The sequence below is a fragment of the Sphingobacterium sp. MYb382 genome (genome assembly GCF_037572665.1).
Taxonomy (GTDB): domain Bacteria; phylum Bacteroidota; class Bacteroidia; order Sphingobacteriales; family Sphingobacteriaceae; genus Sphingobacterium.
This window is the reverse complement of record NZ_JBBGZT010000010.1, coordinates 122,137-142,424: the sequence shown is the minus strand read 5'-3', so window position 1 is coordinate 142,424 and position 20,288 is coordinate 122,137. Positions and strand designations below refer to the sequence as shown.

Below are 20,288 nucleotides of genomic sequence, written 5' to 3'. Positions count from 1 at the left end.
CGATTAATTTGCTAATTTATTTGCCAACACGTTCGCCCATTAAAGCAGATGGGTTTTGAACAAATCCAGGGTTATTCGTAAACAAAGAACTTGGAAAAGGTAAGGTGTACATCGGGTCATTTTTCGTTAATGTAAACGTTAATATAGGTCCACCGACTTCCTCCTGATAACGATGTTCAATAGCAGGACGACCGTAGCGACGTAGGTCAAACCAACGAAATCCTTCATAACAAAACTCCTTACGACGTTCTGTACGAATAGCTTCCAAAGCATCCTCAGCGCTTGTGAAATTCTGATTTGCATAGTTCGTAATGCGATTACTTCTTAATAAGTTTAAATCGGCAGTAGCCGCAGCGGTATTCTTTAACTCAGCATACGCCTCGGCACGATTCAATAACGCTTCTGAAGAACGAATCACCTGTGTTAACTGCGTTCCAGAAACCAACTTACTTACTAAATAATAATGTGTTGCTGGGCTTGCTTTCCCTAGGTAGGATAACCTTACATCGGCGGTTTCGAAACTTGAAACAACATCCAACGAAGGCATGTAGGTCGACTGACTAGGTTGTGTATAGCCACCAAAAACCCATTCGACCTCCGGATTATCATAGTTTAAATACGTGTTAGAGCCTCCTGTAGCCGCTCCAACAAAAGGAAGTAACATCGCTACACGACCACCGCTCTCAAATACCGCATCTGCATGCTTTATCGTTTGCTCCCAATTATTCATGTGTAGATAAACACGCGATAAAAAAGTATGAATAGCACGTTGATTAATATGGAAATCACCACGAATGATTTGTAAAGGCTCCATCAAGCGGAGCGCTTCTTCCAAGTCACCTACCACCTGTGTATATACTTCTTTCACCGTAGCCCTTTTGCTATATGTTTCCTCAATACCTGAATGTAACTTCAATGGAATACTTAGTGATTCAGGATTGGCCGTATAGGGTTCGCCATATAAATTTGCTAATTGGAAGTAGTAGATAGCACGTACGGCCAAAGCTTCAGCTTTCACCCGATTGCGTTCTGGCTCAGTACCAATTGCGGCATTAATATTATCCAAAACGGCATTACAGCCCATTATCCACGCATAGTAGCGAGCATACGGAGTAGATCCCGGCGAACTCGCAATTTCTAACCCATTACCATCATAATTTACAAACGAAGGTTGCCACGTAAACTGAAGGCGATCGCGTCTAGCATCGTTAGAACCGACAACATTCTCATCTAACAAGTTAAACTCAACGTCATCATCCAAAAAATAAACAAAAGTGCTAGGTTCTTCTTTTCCTTGATAACCAGAGCCCATTAGTAATTCTTTATAATCGACAACTGTACGCGGAATAACTTCATCTTGCGACTCTTCTTTAAGAAAATCACTACAGGAGTTCATGGAAAGTAGAAGGCCTGCGGATAACCATAAGCCAAAGACGTTTTTTATCGTTGTTGTTTTCATTTTTATAGCTTTAGTTGGTTACTTAAAAGGATAGATTTAATCCCAATGATCCTGTACGGCGTGCTGGCCATCCTCCTGTTTCAGGATCATAGCCATCCCAAGTTTTGTCAAAGGTTATTAAGAATGGATTAGTGAGTGATCCTGAGATACTTAATCTTTTAATACGTAATTTCTTTAACGCATCAGCAGACAAGTCATAGGTAAAACCAATCGTACGACAACGAATAAAATCTGCATCTGCCACGCGATAGTCTGAATACGCATACATCTCGTAAGCGCTTACAGTCGAGGAAAGTCCACCTGTTACAGTAGGCAATAAAACATCTGCTTTAGAAGGACTTCCTGGAGGAACAGAAGGTATATTGGTGTATGCTTCATCACCTGGTTTTTTCCAACGATCAATAAGCAGTCGAGAAACGTTTTGCTCTGGAGTTGGCGCCCCCGAATTATTATAAATGCGTGGTAAACGTTTTTGATTGCCAAAGGCCATCGCAAACTGCGCACGGAAAGAAATATTCTTGTATCGTAAACTCGTAGATAAACCTCCAGAGAAATCAGGCTCTATTTTTCCGGAATTTACCAAATAATCTAAATCATTATTTGATTTCTGAACATCCATATACTTAAACGAAGGCATCCCGTTTTCATGCTTTAAACCATTATACGCGTAGGAATAAAAGGTAGAGTATGCCTCACCAGTTTCGATAGCAGTACCATTTAAATAATCAGCACGTGTATTAACACGATCATTATTAAATAATTTATTACGCGTCAAACCTGTGTTAACCGAGAACTGCCACGTAAAATCTTTTGTACGTACAGGTACTATGTTAACAATTAGGTCGTATCCTTTATTTTCAACACGCGAACCTAAAACAATAGCCGAAGCCATACCATTTTCAATCGGCACTTCTCTTGAAGAAAGAATATTTCCATTCTTTCTAAACATATTCGCCGTTGCGTTTAATCGACCATTAAGGAAAGATATATCGACTCCTAAATTCCAAGATTTTGTCTTTTCCCATCCCAAATTCGGATACGGCAAAGACTGAATATTCAGTGTATACTGCTGGAAATAGGTATTCAAACCACCATCACGTGCGATTAAATAAGGAGAAACAGCCTCTACCGCATTTCCTTGGAATCCATAAGAGCCATAAATATCTAAAGAACCCATCCACGTTTGCGATTTGAAGAACTTCTCGTTGCCCACCAACCACTTACCACCTACCGACCAAGTTGGCGCAAAGCGTTTGTTTTGATCTTGTCCAAAACGGTTAGATGCATCGAGCCTTCCACTGACATTGACCACATAGCGATTATCATAGCCATATACTCCTGAGAAATATTCACTTAAATAGTTGCTTTTACGATTGGTAATACGAGAGTTTGCACGCATTGCTTCATGCAAATTTTCCGCCCCAGTATTAGAAATCAAAACGGGATTTTGCGGTATCGCTGCATATTTCTCTCCTCGGTAGTGTAGGTATCCATAACGGGTATCAATATTACCTTTCAAAATACCGGAACGTGCTTCAATACCTAATTGAACAGTTACATGATGCTTCTGCTCAAACACTTTATTGTAAACAATATTATTTCGGAAAGTATAGCCAGTATTTACCGCATTGTCCATTACGACGAGTCCACCGAAAGGTAAACGTGTTGACCTTTCTTCTGGCGAGTTGGAGGTTACAGATCCAAATTCATAACCACGAATCTGCGTGATGTAATTACTTAACTCCGTAGCATACATCTTAGAATCCGAATGACTCACATTAAAAGAGAACAATCCTTGATATTCAAAATCAGGATGTACCTTATAGCGAATGTCAGCACTTGTCGATAAATTACGTGTCGTACCAACATTTCCCGTATTATCTAACTCATTCTGGATGTTGTATAGGTAACTGTTTTTCCCTGGAATAGCTGTACTGCCAGGACCTATTTTCTCATGAAAAAACAACGTTCCATTATCGTTATACATGGGTAGTGTACGCGATGTCTTAGCAGCATAATCAAAAGGGTTTACGCCAAAAGCAAAACCATCTGTCTGACGCATTCCTCCATTGAGTAATAAATTGACAGATAAATTGTCTCCAAAACGAACCGTTGTATTAGAGCTTCCCGTGAAACTCATCAAATTATTACCCTTAGCTTCACCGATTTGCTTTTGGAAACCAAAGCCCGTACGATTGACGATACGCTCCGTGCCTCCGCTAATATTAACATTATGATTTTGAGAAATTGGCGATGTAAAAAGTAAATCGAACCAATCTGTATTTTGATTTTCTAATTTTCTAAATTCACGAACATACGTGTCATAGTCAATCTCTTTAGCCTGTAAACGCTGTACTAAACCACCATATCCAAAAGGTAGAATAGCTTGTGTATAGCTGTCTCTATTTTCATAAAGCTCTTGTGAGAATTGCATTAACTCTTGCGAGTTCATGAAGTTGTAGTCCGAATAGCGCGGTCTTCTTCCCAAAGAAAGATCCGTTCCATAAGAAACTGACACTGTACCGGGTTTTGCTTTTTTAGTCTTGATAACGATCACACCATTGGCAGCTTGCGAACCATAGATGGCTGTCGCTGAAGCATCCTTAAGCACGGTGATTGTTTCAATATCTGATGGATTCAACCAGGATATAGCATTAGAAGCTAACATACGCATGTTAGTCATATCGCCATCAAGGTTACCGTTTGAACTTTGCATCGGCAAAGGGTCACGTTGTACAATACCATCAACGACCCATAAAGGCTCTTGATTGCCCAACAAAGTTGAGGTACCACGCACGCGAATTTTAGGGGTGGACCCTACCTGTCCGGATTGCATCGTTACCAACATGCCGGGAACAACACCTTGTAGCATCATATCAATACTCGTTTCGCCGGCTATCTTAATATCTTCCGCTTTAATGGTGAAAGAAGAACCTGTGAATCTACTTTTATCGATATCCATATAGCCGGTTACGACAACTTGATCAATTTCGTTCTTAGCTGGCGACAGCACCACGTTGAAGCGCATCGCATATTCACCGAGCACGTTAGGATAAACGTTTCGAGGAAGGCTTTTTTTATCTTTTTCTTGGTAGTTTACATTAAAACGAACCGGATTAAATCCGATAGAAGACACATTAAGGACCGCATCTCTTGATACATTACTGAATAGGAAAAAACCGGCATCATTAGTACTTACGCCTAGATTTTCTTCACCAACAATACTAATTGTTGCTGTCGGAATAGGTCTTCCCAAGCTATCCACGATAGTTCCTGAAATGGTTATACGTTCTTGCTGTGCCGCTTTTTCAGCAGGGGCGCTCTCTACGATTGCTGTGCGATATAAGAAAATACTTTTGCCTTCAATTTTGGCTACTAAACCTTTATCACGCATGATATGGTTCATAAATGTAGCCAAGGCCATTTCTTTTACATCGACATCAATAGGCTCCATCTCTTTGAGAAGTGCACTAGCGCCAGACACCCCATAGCCTGTTTGTTCGTATACAATATCGAACACATTGCTCAAGGTTATTTTTCTTTTTTTAAGTGTTATATTTTGTGCTGATACGGTGTTGCCGATGGTTAACGAGCAAACACAAAGTAAGGCAGCAAGTCGCCCTTTTGTAAGGACAAGAGTTTTTTGTTTCATTAAGTATGGTTAGGTTAGGTTAATGATGACGTCTATCCGGAGATAGCCGACAAAAAAATCAAAGGTTTAGTTTTTAGAGTAATGGGTTATACCTTCCTTATAGTGCCTCCTTTCTTTTGTTAATAATGACTAATTTCTTTTTCTGCTTTCCTTCGTAGGTCAACAGTCTATAGGTGATATCAGCACTTTTCAATAAGTTCAGCGTAGACAATAAAGGCTCTTTACGATGTACACGCCCAAAGAAAGACACATTGGGTACGGCACCTTGATATTCGACATCGATATCATACCAGCGTGCCAACTCACCCATTACATCTTGAAAGGGCTTGTTATCAAACGTAAAAAGACCATTCTTCCACGCTATTTCTTGATCTAGATTAACGGGTCTAACTTTAGCTTGGTTTCCCTGTAAACTAGCCTGCAAGCCTGGCTTTAAGAAAACACCTTTATTTAAGCGCTCACCGTCACCGTGTACAGATACTTTACCTGTAACGAGCGACACCTTACTCATCGATTCATCGCCATAGCTGCGAATATTAAACTGCGTACCATGCACCTGAACGTTATAATGCTCGAAGTCTACGGTAAATGGAACTAAAGACTTTTCATCCTGAGGGTCTATTTTTTTGGCTATAGTAAAGTAAGCTTCTCCAGTCAAAGCAACCTTACGGTCTCCTTCTGGAAATACAACCGGATAGCGCAACGAGGATTCCGCATTCAGCATTACCGTACTCCCATCCGATAAGGAAACTTGAAACTGCTCCCCGCGAGGCACATTAATAGTTACCTCTTGAAACTTATTTCCTTGAAGAATAGACTCTCCATCCTCATAATAAATATGATTATCGATCATCTGGATCGCGTGTCGTGCATCATCCAGCTGTATACTATTTCCATCGGATAACGTTAGCGTTACGCCTTGTTTTTCAAGCCCCTGAGGTATAGGTGCAACAAATGCTTGCTGAATGCCCCGCCATAGCGTATCGCCATACTGTGGGTTTAACTGCTGGAAGAAACCAAACAAAAGCAAGATAGAAGCCGCAGCATAAGGCCATAGCCCCCACCAGTTACGTTTTGATTGCATAGAAACCAGAGGTTCTTTATTTCCTACCAACTCCTTATTCTCAAGATCGATATTTTGTTTTTCCAGCACATGTTGTAATGTTCTTTTCGTATCAACACGAGTCGCTTGGAATTGTCGTAAGTCTTCGAAAAACAAATCATGGTCAGCAACCTTATCCAATACCTTTTGATTGTCTGGATGAAGGTCAGCCCATTCTTGCAGCATAAAAAGCTGTTCCTCCGTAAGTTCCTCACGAAGATAGCGCTGCAACAAGTCGATAATTTGTGGTCTATTTCTATGCATAAAATTGCTTCATAGGGGCCCTACCTCGGCTCCATATATAGAAGACGAGAAACAGAACCTAAATCTTTGGTAAAAAATTAAAAAAATTAAGAAAAGATAGATGTCTGTGAAAAATGATACACAAACAGTAGATATAGGAAAGGATTTTTCTCTTTAAAAATAAGTCGAATGGCTTTGGTAGCCTCATGCTTATTAATAAAAACGGCATTGGTACTAATACCCAACTTAAGGGCTATCTCTTGGGTTGATAAGCCTTCAAAAAAGCTTAATAGAAAAACTTCACGCTGTTTAAACGGCAGCTTACACACTTCCTCATACACCGCACTCAACAATTCCGAATAAATCAGCTGTGCTTCAATATTTTCTTCACTAGGCACTAAATTGGCCTTCTCTTCTATCGTATCTAATCGACGATTTCGTGGCGACTTAAGATAGTCTAAACAGGCATTCCGAATCACCACATACAAATACGATCGTAAATCTTTCAAGGAAGCAAACTCTTGACGACCATTCCATATTTTTAGGAAACCATCATCAACAATTTCTTCCGCCACATCTTCATCTTTCAATAAGTTAGTAGCAAAATAACAGACCTCCCGTTGGTATTTGTTTATCACGACCTCTAAAGCCATAGTCTCCCCAGCCTGCAGTTGCTGCAGTAACCTTTTATCATCATACAAGGGCTGGCTATTCATGTATAAACTTGGGTTTAGTAGAGCGACAAAGAAAAGGAATCTTTCTTTAATATTCAAACACTACTTTATCTATAGGATAAATAAATATTTAAATTAACCTAAAATAAACATGAAATACGCTTGAAAGCAAATCTATGTTCACCACATTAGTTATGGCGCAAAGCTTCGTAAATAAGCAAGCCGCTCCAAAAATAGGGCGGCTTGCTATAAATCACGAAGAACAAAAACTACAAAGCAGGATTTTGTGCATATTGAGCCCATAGCTCATCTAACGTTTTACCGGTTGTACTTTTCCAGAAACCCTCAGTATATGTTTTATTGCGTATCGCTTTGTCAGTTGCTTGTACAAAACCTGGTTTTACATGTTTCTCAATCCATGCTAAGAAACGTGCCGTCACGCGATAGGCATCGGTGTAGTTATGGTTTGGCGAATAATTTGGCAGCGACCAACCTGAACTCGCGTTATTTAAGCCATAAGCGTAACGCACATAATCAGCAATACCTTCAGACAGCCATCCTGGAGCAATGCCCCCTTGGTAGGCCTGAATATGATGCATAATTTCGTGCGTAACGATATCAATGTCATTCGGATTGCTCTTCATAAAATTATAACTATAAACAACAACATTACTAATCGCGTAAGCCGCACCGTCATACGTAGGGTCAATTATAAAATATAGACTCTTCTGCGCATCTGTATTAAAATCTTTCAATAGTTTAGGATATACTGTGAAGAAGGTATTAATCATTTTGTCTTTGTAGGACAATGTTTCTTCGGGCGTTTTATTTAAAAAAATTAACGACAGGCCATCCTTTTTCACACTATCTATACGTGTAATTGGATTTGTTTGCTGCGCACTAATAGGCACTTGAATCAAGCGTAATTCCGACGCTTGAAACATATCGCCATAATAGATGGCCGTCACATTCAAGCGATAGTATTTATACTTTACTTTGTTCTCAAAAGAATAGGATTTAGTAAGGTTGCGTGACCGAAAAAGTTCACCAAGCTGACGATCAAGCTGCGTCCATGTCGTCCCATCGTTGGACCCCATAAACTTCCAATCCATGGGATCGCGGCCTTCAGCATCATTGCCAGAAGTCCACTCATAGGTACCAATCAAACGAGGCGTGTCAAACTGAAAATCGATGTTAAAACTAGGCTTAAAAGATTGAATTAAGAACTTCGTCGACTTATCATTATCAACGAGTTTTCTAGATGACTCCACACTATTAATGCCATTCGCATTCTCTATATTAACAACAAGTTTTGCTTTATCCGTAACATCCATACGAACGATAGTCTCTTCTTTTTCGGGCTCTTTCGTGCCTACTTCAGTTGCAGCATCCTTTGTACTCTTGCTACATGCTACAGTAGAAAAACAAAGGCTCATGAGAGTAAATGGCAAAAGCCATTTTGAAAGGTTTCTTTTCACAGATTTGGGTTTAGTTGAAATAAAAAGGTTAAGTATCTTTTCTTTATACGCACAAGATAAAAAGAATAATCAAAAACTAAAACGTTTTATCAAATACGTTCAAACAAAAATTTAACCAACAAAGAGTAACTTTAATCACAAAAGAAACACAGTTCACCATACGTCCATGTATTATGCCCCGTCTTTTTTCTTTTACATAAATAGCCACAGCCAAAAGAATTACAGAAAAGAACATGAAATCTCCAAAACGTATTCCTAGGCAAGCTTGTCTAAAGCGTACGATAGAAATTCGATTTTCCTTATCTTTGAAAAGACAGTCATATATCAAAAAAACATAAAATGAACAGTAAATATCCTTTAAGTGCTTCCTTGAGAGTAGACCAATTATTGTATATCTCGGGACAAGTGGGGAAAAACCCAGCTACAGGAACGATGGTCAACGAAAGCTTTGATGCTGAAGTAAAACAAGTGATGGAAAATCTACAAAGTCAATTGCATGCTCATGGATTAACATGTGAAGACCTTGTAAGCACGATCATCTACTTGAAGGACATGAAAGACTATACTGCTTTGAATGAGCGCTATGCAACCTATTTTGCAGAAAGATTTCCAACACGTACGTGCATCGCAGTAGCAGATCTACCTTCTAATGCTACCGTTGAAATATCAGGTATTGCGCATTTCAAAAGTCAACAATAATAGTATTTAGCAACACAAATAAGTTAAGCTACTTATCAACAATTAGTAGCTTAACTGTACACTATGCTATAGCCTCAGCGACTTTTAATTAACGAAATCAATTTTTAACGTAGTACCATGGCTTTATGAGACGTAAAAGCGTAGAAATACCACTTCAAATTTTAGAAGATGACTATAGCGATGGATTTTCTATTGATAAGCTATCGCTGGAAGACCTGATTCAGATAGAAGGTGCGCAACAAGCGCATCGGCATGATTTTCATTTTTTCTTACTACTAGAGAAAGGCAAGGTTTCTGTAGAAATAGACTTTGAAAAATATGATCTAGAAGAGCAAAGTCTCTTTTACCTTCATCCACACCAAGTACATCGTATACTAAAACTAAAAAATACAACGGCCTATATTTTGGCTGTCAAGAACGAGTGGCTACAACGCGATCAAATTACAACTCTAGATCAAATAGCTCCCCTCCGCCCTTTAGTGCCTCATGCTGACGCTCTTTTTTTACTACAGCAGTCCATACAATTATGTATGGCTATCCATCAGCAAAAAGGTCCTTTTTATGCTAAAGCACTGCGCGATGCGGTAAAGACTTTCATATCACTCTTTATTGAGCAATTTTTAGGCGCGTTTAATCCAACAAAAAAGCCTTCCCGCAGCGAGGCCATTGCCTATAAATTTCATCTACTAATTCAGCAAAATTTTATCGCACAGAAACGACCAGGACAGTATGCGCAACAGCTAAATATCACAACAGCCTACCTTAATGAATCAAAACCAAAACGACCGGACTTTCCGCGTCTTACCATATCAATCAGCGCGTCATCCTAGAAGCAAAAAGACTTTTATACCATGCAGATGAATCTGTGAAAGAAATAGCTATTGCATTGGGTTTCGATGATGTTGCCTATTTTTCACGTCTATTCAAGAAACACGTTGGCACAACGGCGATTAATTTTCGTAAAACAAGCCAAGATTAATTAGACTTGATGCTTACGTATAATCCGAAATATAGGACTAACCTTTACTATATTTTTTTGGTTTAACACCGATATGTTTTTCAAACAGACGACTGAAATGACTGAGGTTAGTAAAGCCTAGCTGATAGCCGACTTCCGCTACCGAAAGATGCTGCTCGCGCAATAGGTAAGCAGCCTGCTGCATGCGTATTTTTTGATAATAATGATAGACGCTTTCTCCAAATACCTGACGAAAAAGACGACCTAATTTGCTAACGCTCATGCCTGCATCTTTTGCGAGTTGTTCCAAAGCGGGCGGTGTGTCAACCTGCAAAACCAATGCATCGCGCACCCGATAGATTTGTTTTATATCTTCCTTATTTAAAGGATAAAATGTTAATTGCTCACGCTTCAGCAATTCGGACAAGAAAAGATAAATCAATTCCTCTGCTTTCAGTTTATAAAAAAAATGAGCTAAGGAATATTTAGCATCTAATTGAAAAATAGCCGTCGCTACTGCTTGTATATTAGGTGAAATAAGCTCTTCATATAAGTAAGCCTGTCCATTACCAAGGAGCAACTCCATAAATTCGTGCTTCGCGTTTGCTTCTAAAATTTTCTTTAGGTAATCTATTTCAACGCCAATAATCAAATTCGTTACCGGATAAAATGCAGGAACATGAATATCCAGAGCCATGTCTGACGTAGAGACCTGCACTGACGGCCAGGTTTTAACATGCAGCGTGTCTTTAGCAGAAGTCAATTCTGCCTGAAGCGGCGACACATTACGAAAACTAAAAATCAACACTTTATCTTCGGCTCTCCCCTTCAGTCGTTTAATCAACAACTCCTCATTTAATTCAAAAGACTGAACTAATAAGGCAATACCCGGAAAAGGATTTATCAAACGCATGTATCCCGTTCCCATTGTGGATGGAAAATGTAATAAACCTTGGTCATCCATATGTCCACCAAGGTTTATAAGATACGTGTGCATATCCGAAGGTTCATCAATTTCCAAAATCATAATGGACTATTTTTATATCAAATGTAGTTATTTTAACCAAAATCAAGCTCTTAATTTTGTCTTATCAAAATAATAAAGCAATGAAAAAGAACTTACTCCAAAATAAAAAAGTCGCCATTATTGGTGCAGGGCCCGTAGGCCTTACTACGGCAAGATTATTACAACAAGCCAACGTAGACGTTCATGTATACGAGTGGGACAATAATGCAGAGGTACGCATCTTTGGTGGAACCCTGGATATCCATAAAAACACCGGACAATTAGCCTTGGAAAAGGCAGGACTTCTCGACGCGTTTTACGCAGCAGCAAGACCAACAGGTGAACACTTGGTTGGAAAAAATGGAGAGTCGCTCATGTACGATTTTCCGAATGAAGAACAATTATATCATCGTCCAGAAGTAGACCGTAATGATTTGCGTCAGCTACTCTTACAAAACTTAACGCCTGATACTGTTGTATGGGGCAAACAGCTAAAAGAAATTGTCAAAATTGAAGAGCACTTTATTTTGCGCTTTGAAGATGGTACGGAGGTTTATGCCGATGTTGTCATTGGTGCAAATGGGAGTAAATCTAAAGTTCGTCAAAGGCTCACCACTGCGACACCAAAATTTACGGGAACGATTATTATCCAAGGAGAAGTATTCAATCCTGAGCTTAATGCGCCCAACTATAAAGCTTTATGTAAAGAAGATAATGTGATGGTTATTGCTGATAAAACAATGTTTGCTTCACAAATAAAATCTAAAGGAACGATTAACTACTTCTTCTGCTTTAAGGCAGAAGAGACTTTTGCTAATGATGAAAACATCGATGTAAGTGAATCATCACAAGTGGCTGACTATCTTAAAAAGGTATGTAGTGACTGGGATCCTAAATTTATCGAGTTATTTGAGGCTACCAAAAGCTTCTGGGTACTTCCTATGCGCAACATGCCTCTAGACGAAAAATGGCAAACGGAAGATGCTATAACTTTAGTTGGTGATGCTGCACATGCCATGCCTCCCTTCGCTGGTGTCGGTGTAAACATAGGTCTGCTAGACGCGCTACGGCTATCTGAAAACTTACTAAGCGACAAATTTGATAGTATTCGCGAAGCGATGGAAGATTATGAGCATAACATGTTTGGCTATGCTGGTGAGGCCCAGCGTGACACCGCCTCTGCAGAGTCTGATTTTTTCTCAGACACGGCTATCGAAGACCACATCAAAGGACGAGAAGAATGGAATAAAACTTTGTAACCAGAAAGGCCAAGTCAATAAAACGAAATTCGGCCTTTTTTATGGACTTATTTTGACCTTAAATTTTCTATTTTTAAGTAGATTTGAAATATTACAAGTCAAAAATCCTCCTCAACTATGGAATATTCTTTTAGACAAGCGAATACACAAGATGCAGCCTCAATATGGACAATTTTAGAAAAAGCCATCCAACGCAGACGTGAAGACGGTAGTGACCAATGGCAGGACGGCTATCCAAATCCTTCCATTATTGAAAATGATATTGCTAAAGGTTCAGCACATGTTCTGACCGATGGAAATACCGTTATTGGTTATTGCTCTATCTCCATAAATGATGAGCCTGAGTATGCCAATATCGAAGGTAAGTGGCTTACTGATGGCGACTTCGTCGTATACCATCGTGTAGCGCTTTCAGAAGATTATCTAGGCAAAGGGCTGGCACAAACCATGCTTAAACATATTGATACCTTTGCTCTGCAGCACAATATCTACAGCGTAAAAGCAGATACAAACTTTGACAATGCGGGCATGCTTCGCATTTTTGAAAAACTAGGTTACCAATATTGTGGTGAAGTAACCTTCAGAGGCTCTGCACGAAAAGCATTTGAGAAAGTACTTCATAAACCAGCGTAGTTAATAAGATTTTCAACGCATGAAAAATAAAGACGATACATGTAATAGGTATCGTCTTTATTTTATCCCCTCTGCGGATTATCCCCTTAAAAAATAAATTACTACAAAACAGCCTTTCAGATTTTCCGCTTTTTCACTATACTTGTATAACCAGAATTTAAAAAAGTGAATAGAAAGAATAGTCTTCCTCCTCCAACTGCTTAATACTTTTCTCAAGTTTTAAGAAATATAAGGATCGGCAATTTTGCCGACGCTATTTCTATGTATCAAATTTCAATTTAATTCTTACTAAAGAGGTCTTGTTCATTATGAACAGACAGTTCCTTCTATATGAAAAAGTCATATCTTTTATTGCACAGCGCTGTGCTCCTAGCCGGTTTTACGGGTGTATTTGGTAAACTAATATCCCTTAATGAGGGATTACTCAGCTGGTACCGTGTATTCTTTTCGGCACTTATTTTATTTGCTATTTTAAAATTCTCAAAGGCGACAAAACCAATCAGCTGGAAAGAAAAAATTGCTATTGGCAAAGTGGGTCTTCTCATTACCACCCACTGGATATTCTTCTATGCCAGTATCAAGTATGCTAATATTTCCATTGGTGTTATTTGTTTTTGCCTAATCAGCTTTTATACAGCGATTTTCAAACCGCTTATTAACAAAACCAAGTTTCAATTTTCGGAACTTATGTTGAGTGCGCTGACCCTACTCGGCATAAGCTTAATTTTCCATTTTGACAGCTCCTACCAAGTGGGCATCATATTGGGTGTTATTTCATCCGCGCTGGGCGCACTATACACCATTTATAACGAAAAATTAGTACGTGTTTACGAAAGTAAAACAATCAATTTTTACCAGATGGTGGCCGGAACTATAACCTGGGGAGCTTTAATGCCTATCTACTTACATTTTTTTCCAGTAGAAACCATTATTCCTAGTGGCACAGATACCTTCTATTTACTCTTACTTGCACTTTTCTGTACAGTTGGCCTATACATGCTAATTGCAGAGGTGCTACGTACGATTCCAGCCTTCACCATGAACCTCACCTTTAACTTGGAACCTATTTATGCGATCATCTTAGCTTTTCTATTCTTTGATGAAAGCAAGGATGTCAATACATCCTTCTATATTGGTTTGGGGCTCATCATGACCTCTGTGGCACTACAAACAATAATTTCTACACGAAAGACGAGTAAAATCCAAATAACATAATCAATAGCCGCAGCGTAATTTACGCTGCGGCTATTTTATTAACAGTATAGAAAAGTATCTTTCAGTTTTTGGTATTATAGCAGAAATCATTATTTTGCTTACCGCTTAACAACCTCATACCATGCATCCTAAAATTATAAGCTTTGCTATAGGCATCATCTTTCTATTGGCTAGTTGCCATACAACAAAAAACATAAACGATTCAACACGTAAACAGATGCAGGAAGAACTCCGCGCAATGGTAAAGATTGATCAAGTGGCCGCCTTTCAAAAACAAGGAGTATACAAAGATTATAGTGAAGAAGCTTGGCAAAGTTTCAAAGACAGTGTGTTTCAGACTAATCAGAAAAATATAGCACGCTATTTTGCTAAATACGGATTCTTAGGTTTTAAAGAAGTTGGCGAAGAGAGCTCACAACATTTCTGGCTGCTCGTTCAACATTGCGACCATGACCCTAAATTTCAAAAACGCGTACTCGCAAAAATGGATAAGGAAATAAAGAAGAAGAATGCTAAGCCAGAGAACTATGCTTATCTATTTGACAGGGTACAAATAAATGCTGGAGAAAAACAACAATTTGGAACACAAGTCACCTACCTTGCAAAAACAACAGGCAGAGCAATTCCGAAAATTGGACTAGTAGATTCGATACATGTAGATCAGCGACGGGCAATGTACAATCTCCCCCCATTGAAGAAGTATCTAAATGACATGACGAAGCTGCACTTTCAAATGAATAAAGATTCTTACGAAAAAAATGGCTATACAGCGCCTGATTTATATAGCGAGTAAAAAAGGCCGGAATTTACAATTCCGGCCTTTGTATAACAATCCCCTAGTATAGAATACCTAAGCTTGAAGCCGAAAAATCAGCAATTTCATCTAATCTATTTTCTTTGATTTTCTTCACCCATAGCGGATCAGCCAACAAAGCGCGACCTACTGCTACAAGATCAAAGTCTTGTCTATCTAGTCTGTGTAATAACTCCGTAATATCTGCTTTAGCAGAGCCTTCACCTGCGAAAGAGCCCATAAAGTCTCCCGCCAGGCCTACTGAACCTACCGTAATGGTTGGTTGTCCAGTTATTTTCTTTGCCCATCCTGCGAAATTTAAATCAGAACCTTCAAATTCAGGCTCCCAAAAACGACGCTGCGAACAGTGAAAAATATCAACTCCAGCCTCTTTCAACGGTAGTAACCATTCTTCCATTTCTTTAGGTGTCGTTGCCAACCGTGCCTTATAATCTTGTTGCTTCCATTGTGAAAGACGAAGGATAATCGTGAAATCTTCACCTACCGCAGCACGTATAGCTTTCACGACATCGATAGCGAAACGATTTCTTTCGGCTAATGTTTTTCCACCATATAGATCCGTACGTGTATTCGTTCCTTCCCAGAAAAACTGATCAATAAGATAGCCATGAGCACCATGAATTTCCAAACAGTCAAAGCCCAAATCTTTAGCTGATTTTGCAGATTTCGCAAACTGTTGAATGGTATCTTCAATATCGGCAAGGCTCATGCCAGAAACACTTTCCATCGCTACCGTTGGGTAATCTTCGCTAGAACGTGTGTCTCCTACGTGCCATAGCTGAGGTCCCATTTTTCCACCATATTTATGTACACCATCAATAACCTGCTTCCAGCCTTGCAAAGCTTGCTCACCAAAGAAATCAGGTACATTTTGTACACTCTTTGAGGCTGGTCTATTGATTACAGTACCTTCGGAAAGAATTAATCCCACCTCGGCTTCGGCTCTACGTGCATAGTAATCCACAATAGCTTGTGTAGGAACACCATTGTCTGATTGCGCTCTCGTCATCGGAGCCATAACGATCCGATTGTCAAGCTGAAGGTTTTTATAGCTGAAAGGTGTAAATAATGAATTTGTTTGCATCTCAATATATGTTTTACTATTTGTTACACAAAGTAACTAATAACAGTATACTATTGTACCTAATGCTAGACAAAAAGTGGTAACTTTGTGGTAACAAACGTCAGAAACTGACATTATAGAGATGAAAAGCAAATTAGAAATAGCACGCATGTGCCCTTTAAGTAAGGCTATGTCCAACTTAGGCAATAAATGGAAACCTATTATTGTTGTCGTTATTTCAGATCGGAAACTACGCTTTGGACAAATAGCCTCCCGCATTTCAACGATCTCCCGCAAAGTATTGACTGATCAATTGCGCGAAATGGAAGTCGATGGTTTACTGACACGTGAAGAGTTTAAAGAACTTCCTCCACGGGTAGAATATACACTTACAGAAAAAGGCTTAGCCCTCCTTCCTATTTTAAACCTGCTTGAAGAATGGGAAAAAAAATATCACGAATAAGAGAACTGCAAGTCTCATAATTCTCTTATTCGTAAAAAACAATCCGATAAACTATCTAATGGCCTTTTTTATCAGGATTCGTGCCTTCTCCCAGTACTTGCCCCCAAGGCTGTAAGGATTCAATACGCTCAAAAACAATTTTTATAATAGCCAAGGCAGGAATGCATAAAAACATACCGGATATACCCCAGAGGTGCTCGCCTACTAAAATGCCGATGAAGGAGAATAATGCATTGATTTTAACCTTAGAGCCTACCACAAAAGGTAATACAATATTTCCATCAATCGCATGCATTATAATATAGCCAATCAAAACATACAAGCTCGTTACAGGAGCCCCTGTCGCAAAAGCAATAAGCATGGAAACGAGCATAGACGAGAAAACACCGATATACGGAATGACGTTAAGCAACCCTGTCAATACTCCCAACAGCAGCGCATATTTCACACCGATCAATGAAAGCATAAGCATGGTTAAAGCAGAAACAATAACAATCTGAATACACAAACCGATAATATATTTCTTAGTCATTTGCTGCACTTCATTCACCACCTCGCGTACCTTACTTTTGTGACTATCAGAGAATATATTGATGATGAATTGATACAATACTCTTCTGTAGTTCAGAATGAAGATGAAGAACAAAATAAAGAAAAAGAAGAACCCCAATCCCGTGGAAAACAAGCCCAACGTGAAGCTTAAAATTACTCCTGAAGAGGATAATAAGCGATCTACTCCATTATTGATATACGCAAACTGCTTTTCTGCATTCACATGGAAAGAGCTCGAAATCCAACCTTGCAACTGATGAAAAACAACATTAAATTGTTTCTCTAACAAAGGGATATCCTCACTAAAATCTGCTATTTGCGAACCAAAGAAATAACCTAATCCGCAGAGAATTAATAGCATCACAAACACGGAGGCTATAGACGATAATCCACGTCCAAACTTCAGCTTATTCTCCAACATATTTGCGAAAGGCAAAAACAACATAGAGATTAAAAAGGCCAGAAAAAATGGGGCTAAGATTGTTTGTCCTAAGTGTAAAAGATAACCAAGTCCGATAAGGCTAACCAGCGCAAAAGCTAACTTTGCAATGAAAGGAAGACTGGGCAATTTCAATAATGGTTTCTCCGGCATATTTATCTTTATTATTTTCAAATTTAATAATTTCTTGTTCATCGCACGACACCTTCCTCATTTAAAAAATAGGCTGTTAAGGAGCGACACTGCTATTAAATATATCACTTTAATCTATGAAAAAACAATCATGGGAATAATAAGCTATTATTAAAAGATAGTACAATCTATTCTTACCTTTGTTTGCAACAAACAAAAAGACTTTCTAAAATTAAAGTCCTAAAACGAGGGTAATCTATAAAATTAATTTCCCTCACCAAGCTTAAATAAACACTATTCCATCCAATTCATTTGGCACAGACTTTGTCCAAAAATTGGTTTTTAAACAAAAAACACACAACACTGACCTAGTCTTCGAACTTAACCTATGAAGAAAAAAATATTGATCTTTTGTAAGCTGTTGTTACTAAGTTTTTTTTCCTATGCACAACACGCAGCGATTCCATCACCGAAAGCAACAGGACAAAACAAATGGGTAAGTGACCCCGACTACAATCTATCAGCATCTACGATTAGTCAACTGGATACGATACTGCAACACCTGGATGAAGATACCCAAGTCGAATTTGCTATTGTCGTTGTTGATAATTTCAATGGAGATGATGTATTTGATTTCTCTCTAAATCTCTTTAATACATGGGGAATAGGAAAAAAGGATCTTAACACAGGTTTACTATTATTTATAGCTAAAGATAGACGGTCTTACCAATTTATCTCGGGATATGGGATGGAAGGACTCTTTCCTGACATATTTCTAAAACGCGTAGGTGAAAAATATCTAGTTCCTAACTTTCGAGAAGGTAACTATAACAAAGGAGTACTTGAAGCTGTCGAATTCATAGAAAAAGTATTAAGATCACCCGACTCAGTCTCCGAATTACAACAGATGATGCCAGAGGCAATACCATTTTGGAGTCTTAAAAGCCCTATATTGGAAGATGCAGCTTGGTGGTTACTAGTTTTAATAATTGTATATGTCTATGTGCATGTAGTTACCACGAATCTTTTAAAAGATGAAATAACAAAGGTTAGTTTTTTGGGTTCCATCTTCTTTGGTATGGGCTGCATGTTAGCATTGATGTTTATCTCTATTTTTCCTATTACTTTTTTACTAAACAATCTTGACTATGTATACAAAAAAGAGCATATTCCTTATTTCATCGCAATCTTAGCAACACTCATCATTACATTAAAAATAACGGATGGACGCGATCTCATCATTAAAACATTTAAGGACGAAGAGGATATAGACATCACCTTGCGCAAATACCTTAGACGAATCTACATTCCTTTACTCTTAACCCCCATAGCTTGGATAGATTGGGTTATAATTTCAAAACGATTAAATGGTAATATCGGGCGATTTACACCGCCCAACAACGACATTGATTGGGAACGTATAAAACGTTCGAATACGAATGCACAAACTGAAAAATTCCTCAACAATGGCCAACACAAAGAGGAAAGTTTAAAGAGCCGACGTTATGAAATATGGCAAAATACGAAAACACAAGCCTTACTATATATACCATGGAATATTACTAATAAGTTTGGTCGTTGCCCTCAATGTAAGTATTACACATTGCTACCTAACCAAAACAAAACTATTTATCCCGCGACCTACACGCGAGAAGGAAAAGGAGAAAAATTCAATCGCTGTGAATACTGCAACCATATTGAGCACGTCAGTTTTTATACCATAGACAAAAAGACGCGGAGTTCAACTACGCATAGCAGTAGCGGAGGTGGTAGCAGCAGCGGAGGTAGTAGTAGTTCAAGCGGTAGTTTTGGTGGTGGATCATCAGGCGGTGGAGGCGCAGGAGGCCGTTGGTAGCTCGTCTGTCAAGCATCCGGTTTCACTTTTAATAACAACACCTCAATATTTCACCTACTTGTTCAACAAATGCTAGTAAACAAATGGCCCGTCCACGCATAAACGAATCAAGCTCGGCTTTCACAAGGACACTAAAGAAGATAGCACCCTAAATATAAACACAATAAACCCACAAGCCACTATATTATCTCAACTACTTCACCGTCCTTTTAGACAAGCCAAAAGCTTTTGCACACATCAATATTTATGGGGGTTATATTCTATACAGCAGATTTCCTCCCAAGGAGAAAAACCACTAGACCTTCGTCTAGGAGGCCTTATTTCTACATTATGGCGTTTCAAGAAGGGGTTTCATCCCCCTGATACCATCTACGCATAGGTCGCTACTCATAGTCTGTGCAATAATGTTATTTTAACAACAGAAAAAAACAACAGTGCTAAAGGAAAAACTTTAAAAAAAGTAGTGACTATGGATTATAGCGCCAGCCCTAATAGATTGGCAATTCATAAAATTAACCCCTTCACATATTACGCAGTAACTCCTTAGAATCGGATAAATAAGAAAAGATATACGTACCAGAAAAAGCTAATT

The 20,288-nt window shown here is 38.8% G+C and carries 17 protein-coding genes; 9 read left to right on the top strand and 8 right to left on the bottom strand.

Annotated features, from left to right (window positions below; all coding sequences use genetic code 11):
* Positions 1-16: 16 nt before the first annotated feature.
* From WH223_RS04115 to WH223_RS04095, 5 genes are all read right to left on the bottom strand, one after another.
* Positions 17-1,459 (bottom strand): RagB/SusD family nutrient uptake outer membrane protein, encoded by a 1,443-nt coding sequence (locus tag WH223_RS04115; RefSeq protein WP_340046263.1) that lies wholly within the window; start codon positions 1,457-1,459, stop codon positions 17-19.
* A 22-nt stretch (positions 1,460-1,481) separates the two neighbouring features.
* Positions 1,482-5,111 carry a SusC/RagA family TonB-linked outer membrane protein gene (locus WH223_RS04110; protein WP_340046262.1) on the bottom strand — a complete coding sequence of 1,210 codons (3,630 nt, stop codon included), beginning with the start codon at positions 5,109-5,111 and terminating at the stop codon, positions 1,482-1,484.
* Positions 5,112-5,208: 97 nt separating this feature from the next.
* Entirely contained in the window at positions 5,209-6,477 is a 1,269-nt protein-coding gene (locus WH223_RS04105; RefSeq protein WP_340046261.1) for a FecR family protein, read from the bottom strand.
* 86 nt (positions 6,478-6,563) lie between these two features.
* Positions 6,564-7,172: an RNA polymerase sigma factor gene (locus tag WH223_RS04100; protein ID WP_340046260.1), complete on the bottom strand. Its 609-nt coding sequence runs from the start codon at positions 7,170-7,172 to the stop codon at positions 6,564-6,566.
* Between the two features lie 227 nt (positions 7,173-7,399).
* Positions 7,400-8,566, bottom strand: coding sequence for a basic secretory protein-like protein (locus tag WH223_RS04095; RefSeq protein WP_340046259.1), 1,167 nt, complete (start codon positions 8,564-8,566; stop codon positions 7,400-7,402).
* 381 nt (positions 8,567-8,947) lie between these two features.
* On the opposite strand from WH223_RS04095, the gene WH223_RS04090 reads away from it, so the two are divergent.
* The 3 genes from WH223_RS04090 (at position 8,948) to WH223_RS20100 (ending at position 10,286) form a co-directional block, all read left to right on the top strand.
* Positions 8,948-9,307 carry a RidA family protein gene (locus WH223_RS04090; protein WP_340046258.1) on the top strand — a complete coding sequence of 120 codons (360 nt, stop codon included), beginning with the start codon at positions 8,948-8,950 and terminating at the stop codon, positions 9,305-9,307.
* Between the two features lie 125 nt (positions 9,308-9,432).
* Complete coding sequence (locus tag WH223_RS04085; RefSeq protein WP_340046257.1) at positions 9,433-10,137, top strand: cupin domain-containing protein; 705 nt, start codon at positions 9,433-9,435, stop codon at positions 10,135-10,137.
* Complete coding sequence (locus tag WH223_RS20100; RefSeq protein ID WP_445265602.1) at positions 10,077-10,286, top strand: helix-turn-helix domain-containing protein; 210 nt, start codon at positions 10,077-10,079, stop codon at positions 10,284-10,286. Before WH223_RS04085 ends, WH223_RS20100 begins: the two co-directional genes overlap by 61 nt.
* A 37-nt stretch (positions 10,287-10,323) precedes the next feature.
* Here the strand turns inward: WH223_RS20100 and WH223_RS04080 are convergent, their stop codons facing one another.
* The gene (locus WH223_RS04080) at positions 10,324-11,292 is read right to left on the bottom strand and encodes a helix-turn-helix transcriptional regulator (protein WP_340046256.1); all 969 of its coding nucleotides are present in this window, start codon (positions 11,290-11,292) and stop codon (positions 10,324-10,326) included.
* Between the two features lie 80 nt (positions 11,293-11,372).
* On the opposite strand from WH223_RS04080, the gene WH223_RS04075 reads away from it, so the two are divergent.
* From WH223_RS04075 to WH223_RS04060, 4 genes are all read left to right on the top strand, one after another.
* Positions 11,373-12,530: an FAD-dependent oxidoreductase gene (locus tag WH223_RS04075; protein ID WP_340046255.1), complete on the top strand. Its 1,158-nt coding sequence runs from the start codon at positions 11,373-11,375 to the stop codon at positions 12,528-12,530.
* Positions 12,531-12,647: 117 nt separating this feature from the next.
* Positions 12,648-13,163: a GNAT family N-acetyltransferase gene (locus tag WH223_RS04070; protein ID WP_340046254.1), complete on the top strand. Its 516-nt coding sequence runs from the start codon at positions 12,648-12,650 to the stop codon at positions 13,161-13,163.
* Positions 13,164-13,493: 330 nt separating this feature from the next.
* Entirely contained in the window at positions 13,494-14,378 is an 885-nt protein-coding gene (locus WH223_RS04065; protein ID WP_340046253.1) for a DMT family transporter, read from the top strand.
* Positions 14,379-14,499: 121 nt separating this feature from the next.
* Entirely contained in the window at positions 14,500-15,171 is a 672-nt protein-coding gene (locus WH223_RS04060; RefSeq protein ID WP_340046252.1) for a DUF6624 domain-containing protein, read from the top strand.
* Between the two features lie 43 nt (positions 15,172-15,214).
* On the opposite strand, the gene WH223_RS04055 is transcribed toward WH223_RS04060, so the two are convergent.
* Positions 15,215-16,276, bottom strand: a complete 1,062-nt coding sequence (locus tag WH223_RS04055) for an NADH:flavin oxidoreductase (RefSeq protein WP_340046251.1) — start codon at positions 16,274-16,276, stop codon at positions 15,215-15,217.
* A gap of 121 nt (positions 16,277-16,397) precedes the next feature.
* On the opposite strand from WH223_RS04055, the gene WH223_RS04050 reads away from it, so the two are divergent.
* Positions 16,398-16,718 (top strand): winged helix-turn-helix transcriptional regulator, encoded by a 321-nt coding sequence (locus tag WH223_RS04050; RefSeq protein ID WP_340046250.1) that lies wholly within the window; start codon positions 16,398-16,400, stop codon positions 16,716-16,718.
* A 55-nt stretch (positions 16,719-16,773) separates the two neighbouring features.
* Here WH223_RS04050 and WH223_RS04045 read toward each other — a convergent pair whose 3' ends face one another.
* Positions 16,774-17,883 carry an AI-2E family transporter gene (locus WH223_RS04045; RefSeq protein ID WP_340046249.1) on the bottom strand — a complete coding sequence of 370 codons (1,110 nt, stop codon included), beginning with the start codon at positions 17,881-17,883 and terminating at the stop codon, positions 16,774-16,776.
* Positions 17,884-18,229: 346 nt separating this feature from the next.
* On the opposite strand from WH223_RS04045, the gene WH223_RS04040 reads away from it, so the two are divergent.
* A complete protein-coding gene (locus WH223_RS04040; protein WP_340046248.1) occupies positions 18,230-19,696 on the top strand; it encodes a TPM domain-containing protein in 1,467 nt (488 codons plus the stop codon).
* The last annotated feature ends 592 nt before the right edge of the window (positions 19,697-20,288 follow it).

Bases quoted from the DNA above. Each gene is read 5' to 3' on its own strand.
- WH223_RS04115 (WP_340046263.1), bottom strand. From the start codon at position 1,459: ATGAAAACAACAACGATAAAAAACGTCTTTGGCTTATGGTTATCCGCA.
- WH223_RS04110 (WP_340046262.1), bottom strand. From the start codon at position 5,111: ATGAAACAAAAAACTCTTGTCCTTACAAAAGGGCGACTTGCTGCCTTA.
- WH223_RS04105 (WP_340046261.1), bottom strand. From the start codon at position 6,477: ATGCATAGAAATAGACCACAAATTATCGACTTGTTGCAGCGCTATCTT.
- WH223_RS04100 (WP_340046260.1), bottom strand. From the start codon at position 7,172: ATGAATAGCCAGCCCTTGTATGATGATAAAAGGTTACTGCAGCAACTG.
- WH223_RS04095 (WP_340046259.1), bottom strand. From the start codon at position 8,566: ATGAGCCTTTGTTTTTCTACTGTAGCATGTAGCAAGAGTACAAAGGAT.
- WH223_RS04090 (WP_340046258.1), top strand. From the start codon at position 8,948: ATGAACAGTAAATATCCTTTAAGTGCTTCCTTGAGAGTAGACCAATTA.
- WH223_RS04085 (WP_340046257.1), top strand. From the start codon at position 9,433: ATGAGACGTAAAAGCGTAGAAATACCACTTCAAATTTTAGAAGATGAC.
- WH223_RS04080 (WP_340046256.1), bottom strand. From the start codon at position 11,292: ATGATTTTGGAAATTGATGAACCTTCGGATATGCACACGTATCTTATA.
- WH223_RS04075 (WP_340046255.1), top strand. From the start codon at position 11,373: ATGAAAAAGAACTTACTCCAAAATAAAAAAGTCGCCATTATTGGTGCA.
- WH223_RS04070 (WP_340046254.1), top strand. From the start codon at position 12,648: ATGGAATATTCTTTTAGACAAGCGAATACACAAGATGCAGCCTCAATA.
- WH223_RS04065 (WP_340046253.1), top strand. From the start codon at position 13,494: ATGAAAAAGTCATATCTTTTATTGCACAGCGCTGTGCTCCTAGCCGGT.
- WH223_RS04060 (WP_340046252.1), top strand. From the start codon at position 14,500: ATGCATCCTAAAATTATAAGCTTTGCTATAGGCATCATCTTTCTATTG.
- WH223_RS04055 (WP_340046251.1), bottom strand. From the start codon at position 16,276: ATGCAAACAAATTCATTATTTACACCTTTCAGCTATAAAAACCTTCAG.
- WH223_RS04050 (WP_340046250.1), top strand. From the start codon at position 16,398: ATGAAAAGCAAATTAGAAATAGCACGCATGTGCCCTTTAAGTAAGGCT.
- WH223_RS04040 (WP_340046248.1), top strand. From the start codon at position 18,230: ATGAAGAAAAAAATATTGATCTTTTGTAAGCTGTTGTTACTAAGTTTT.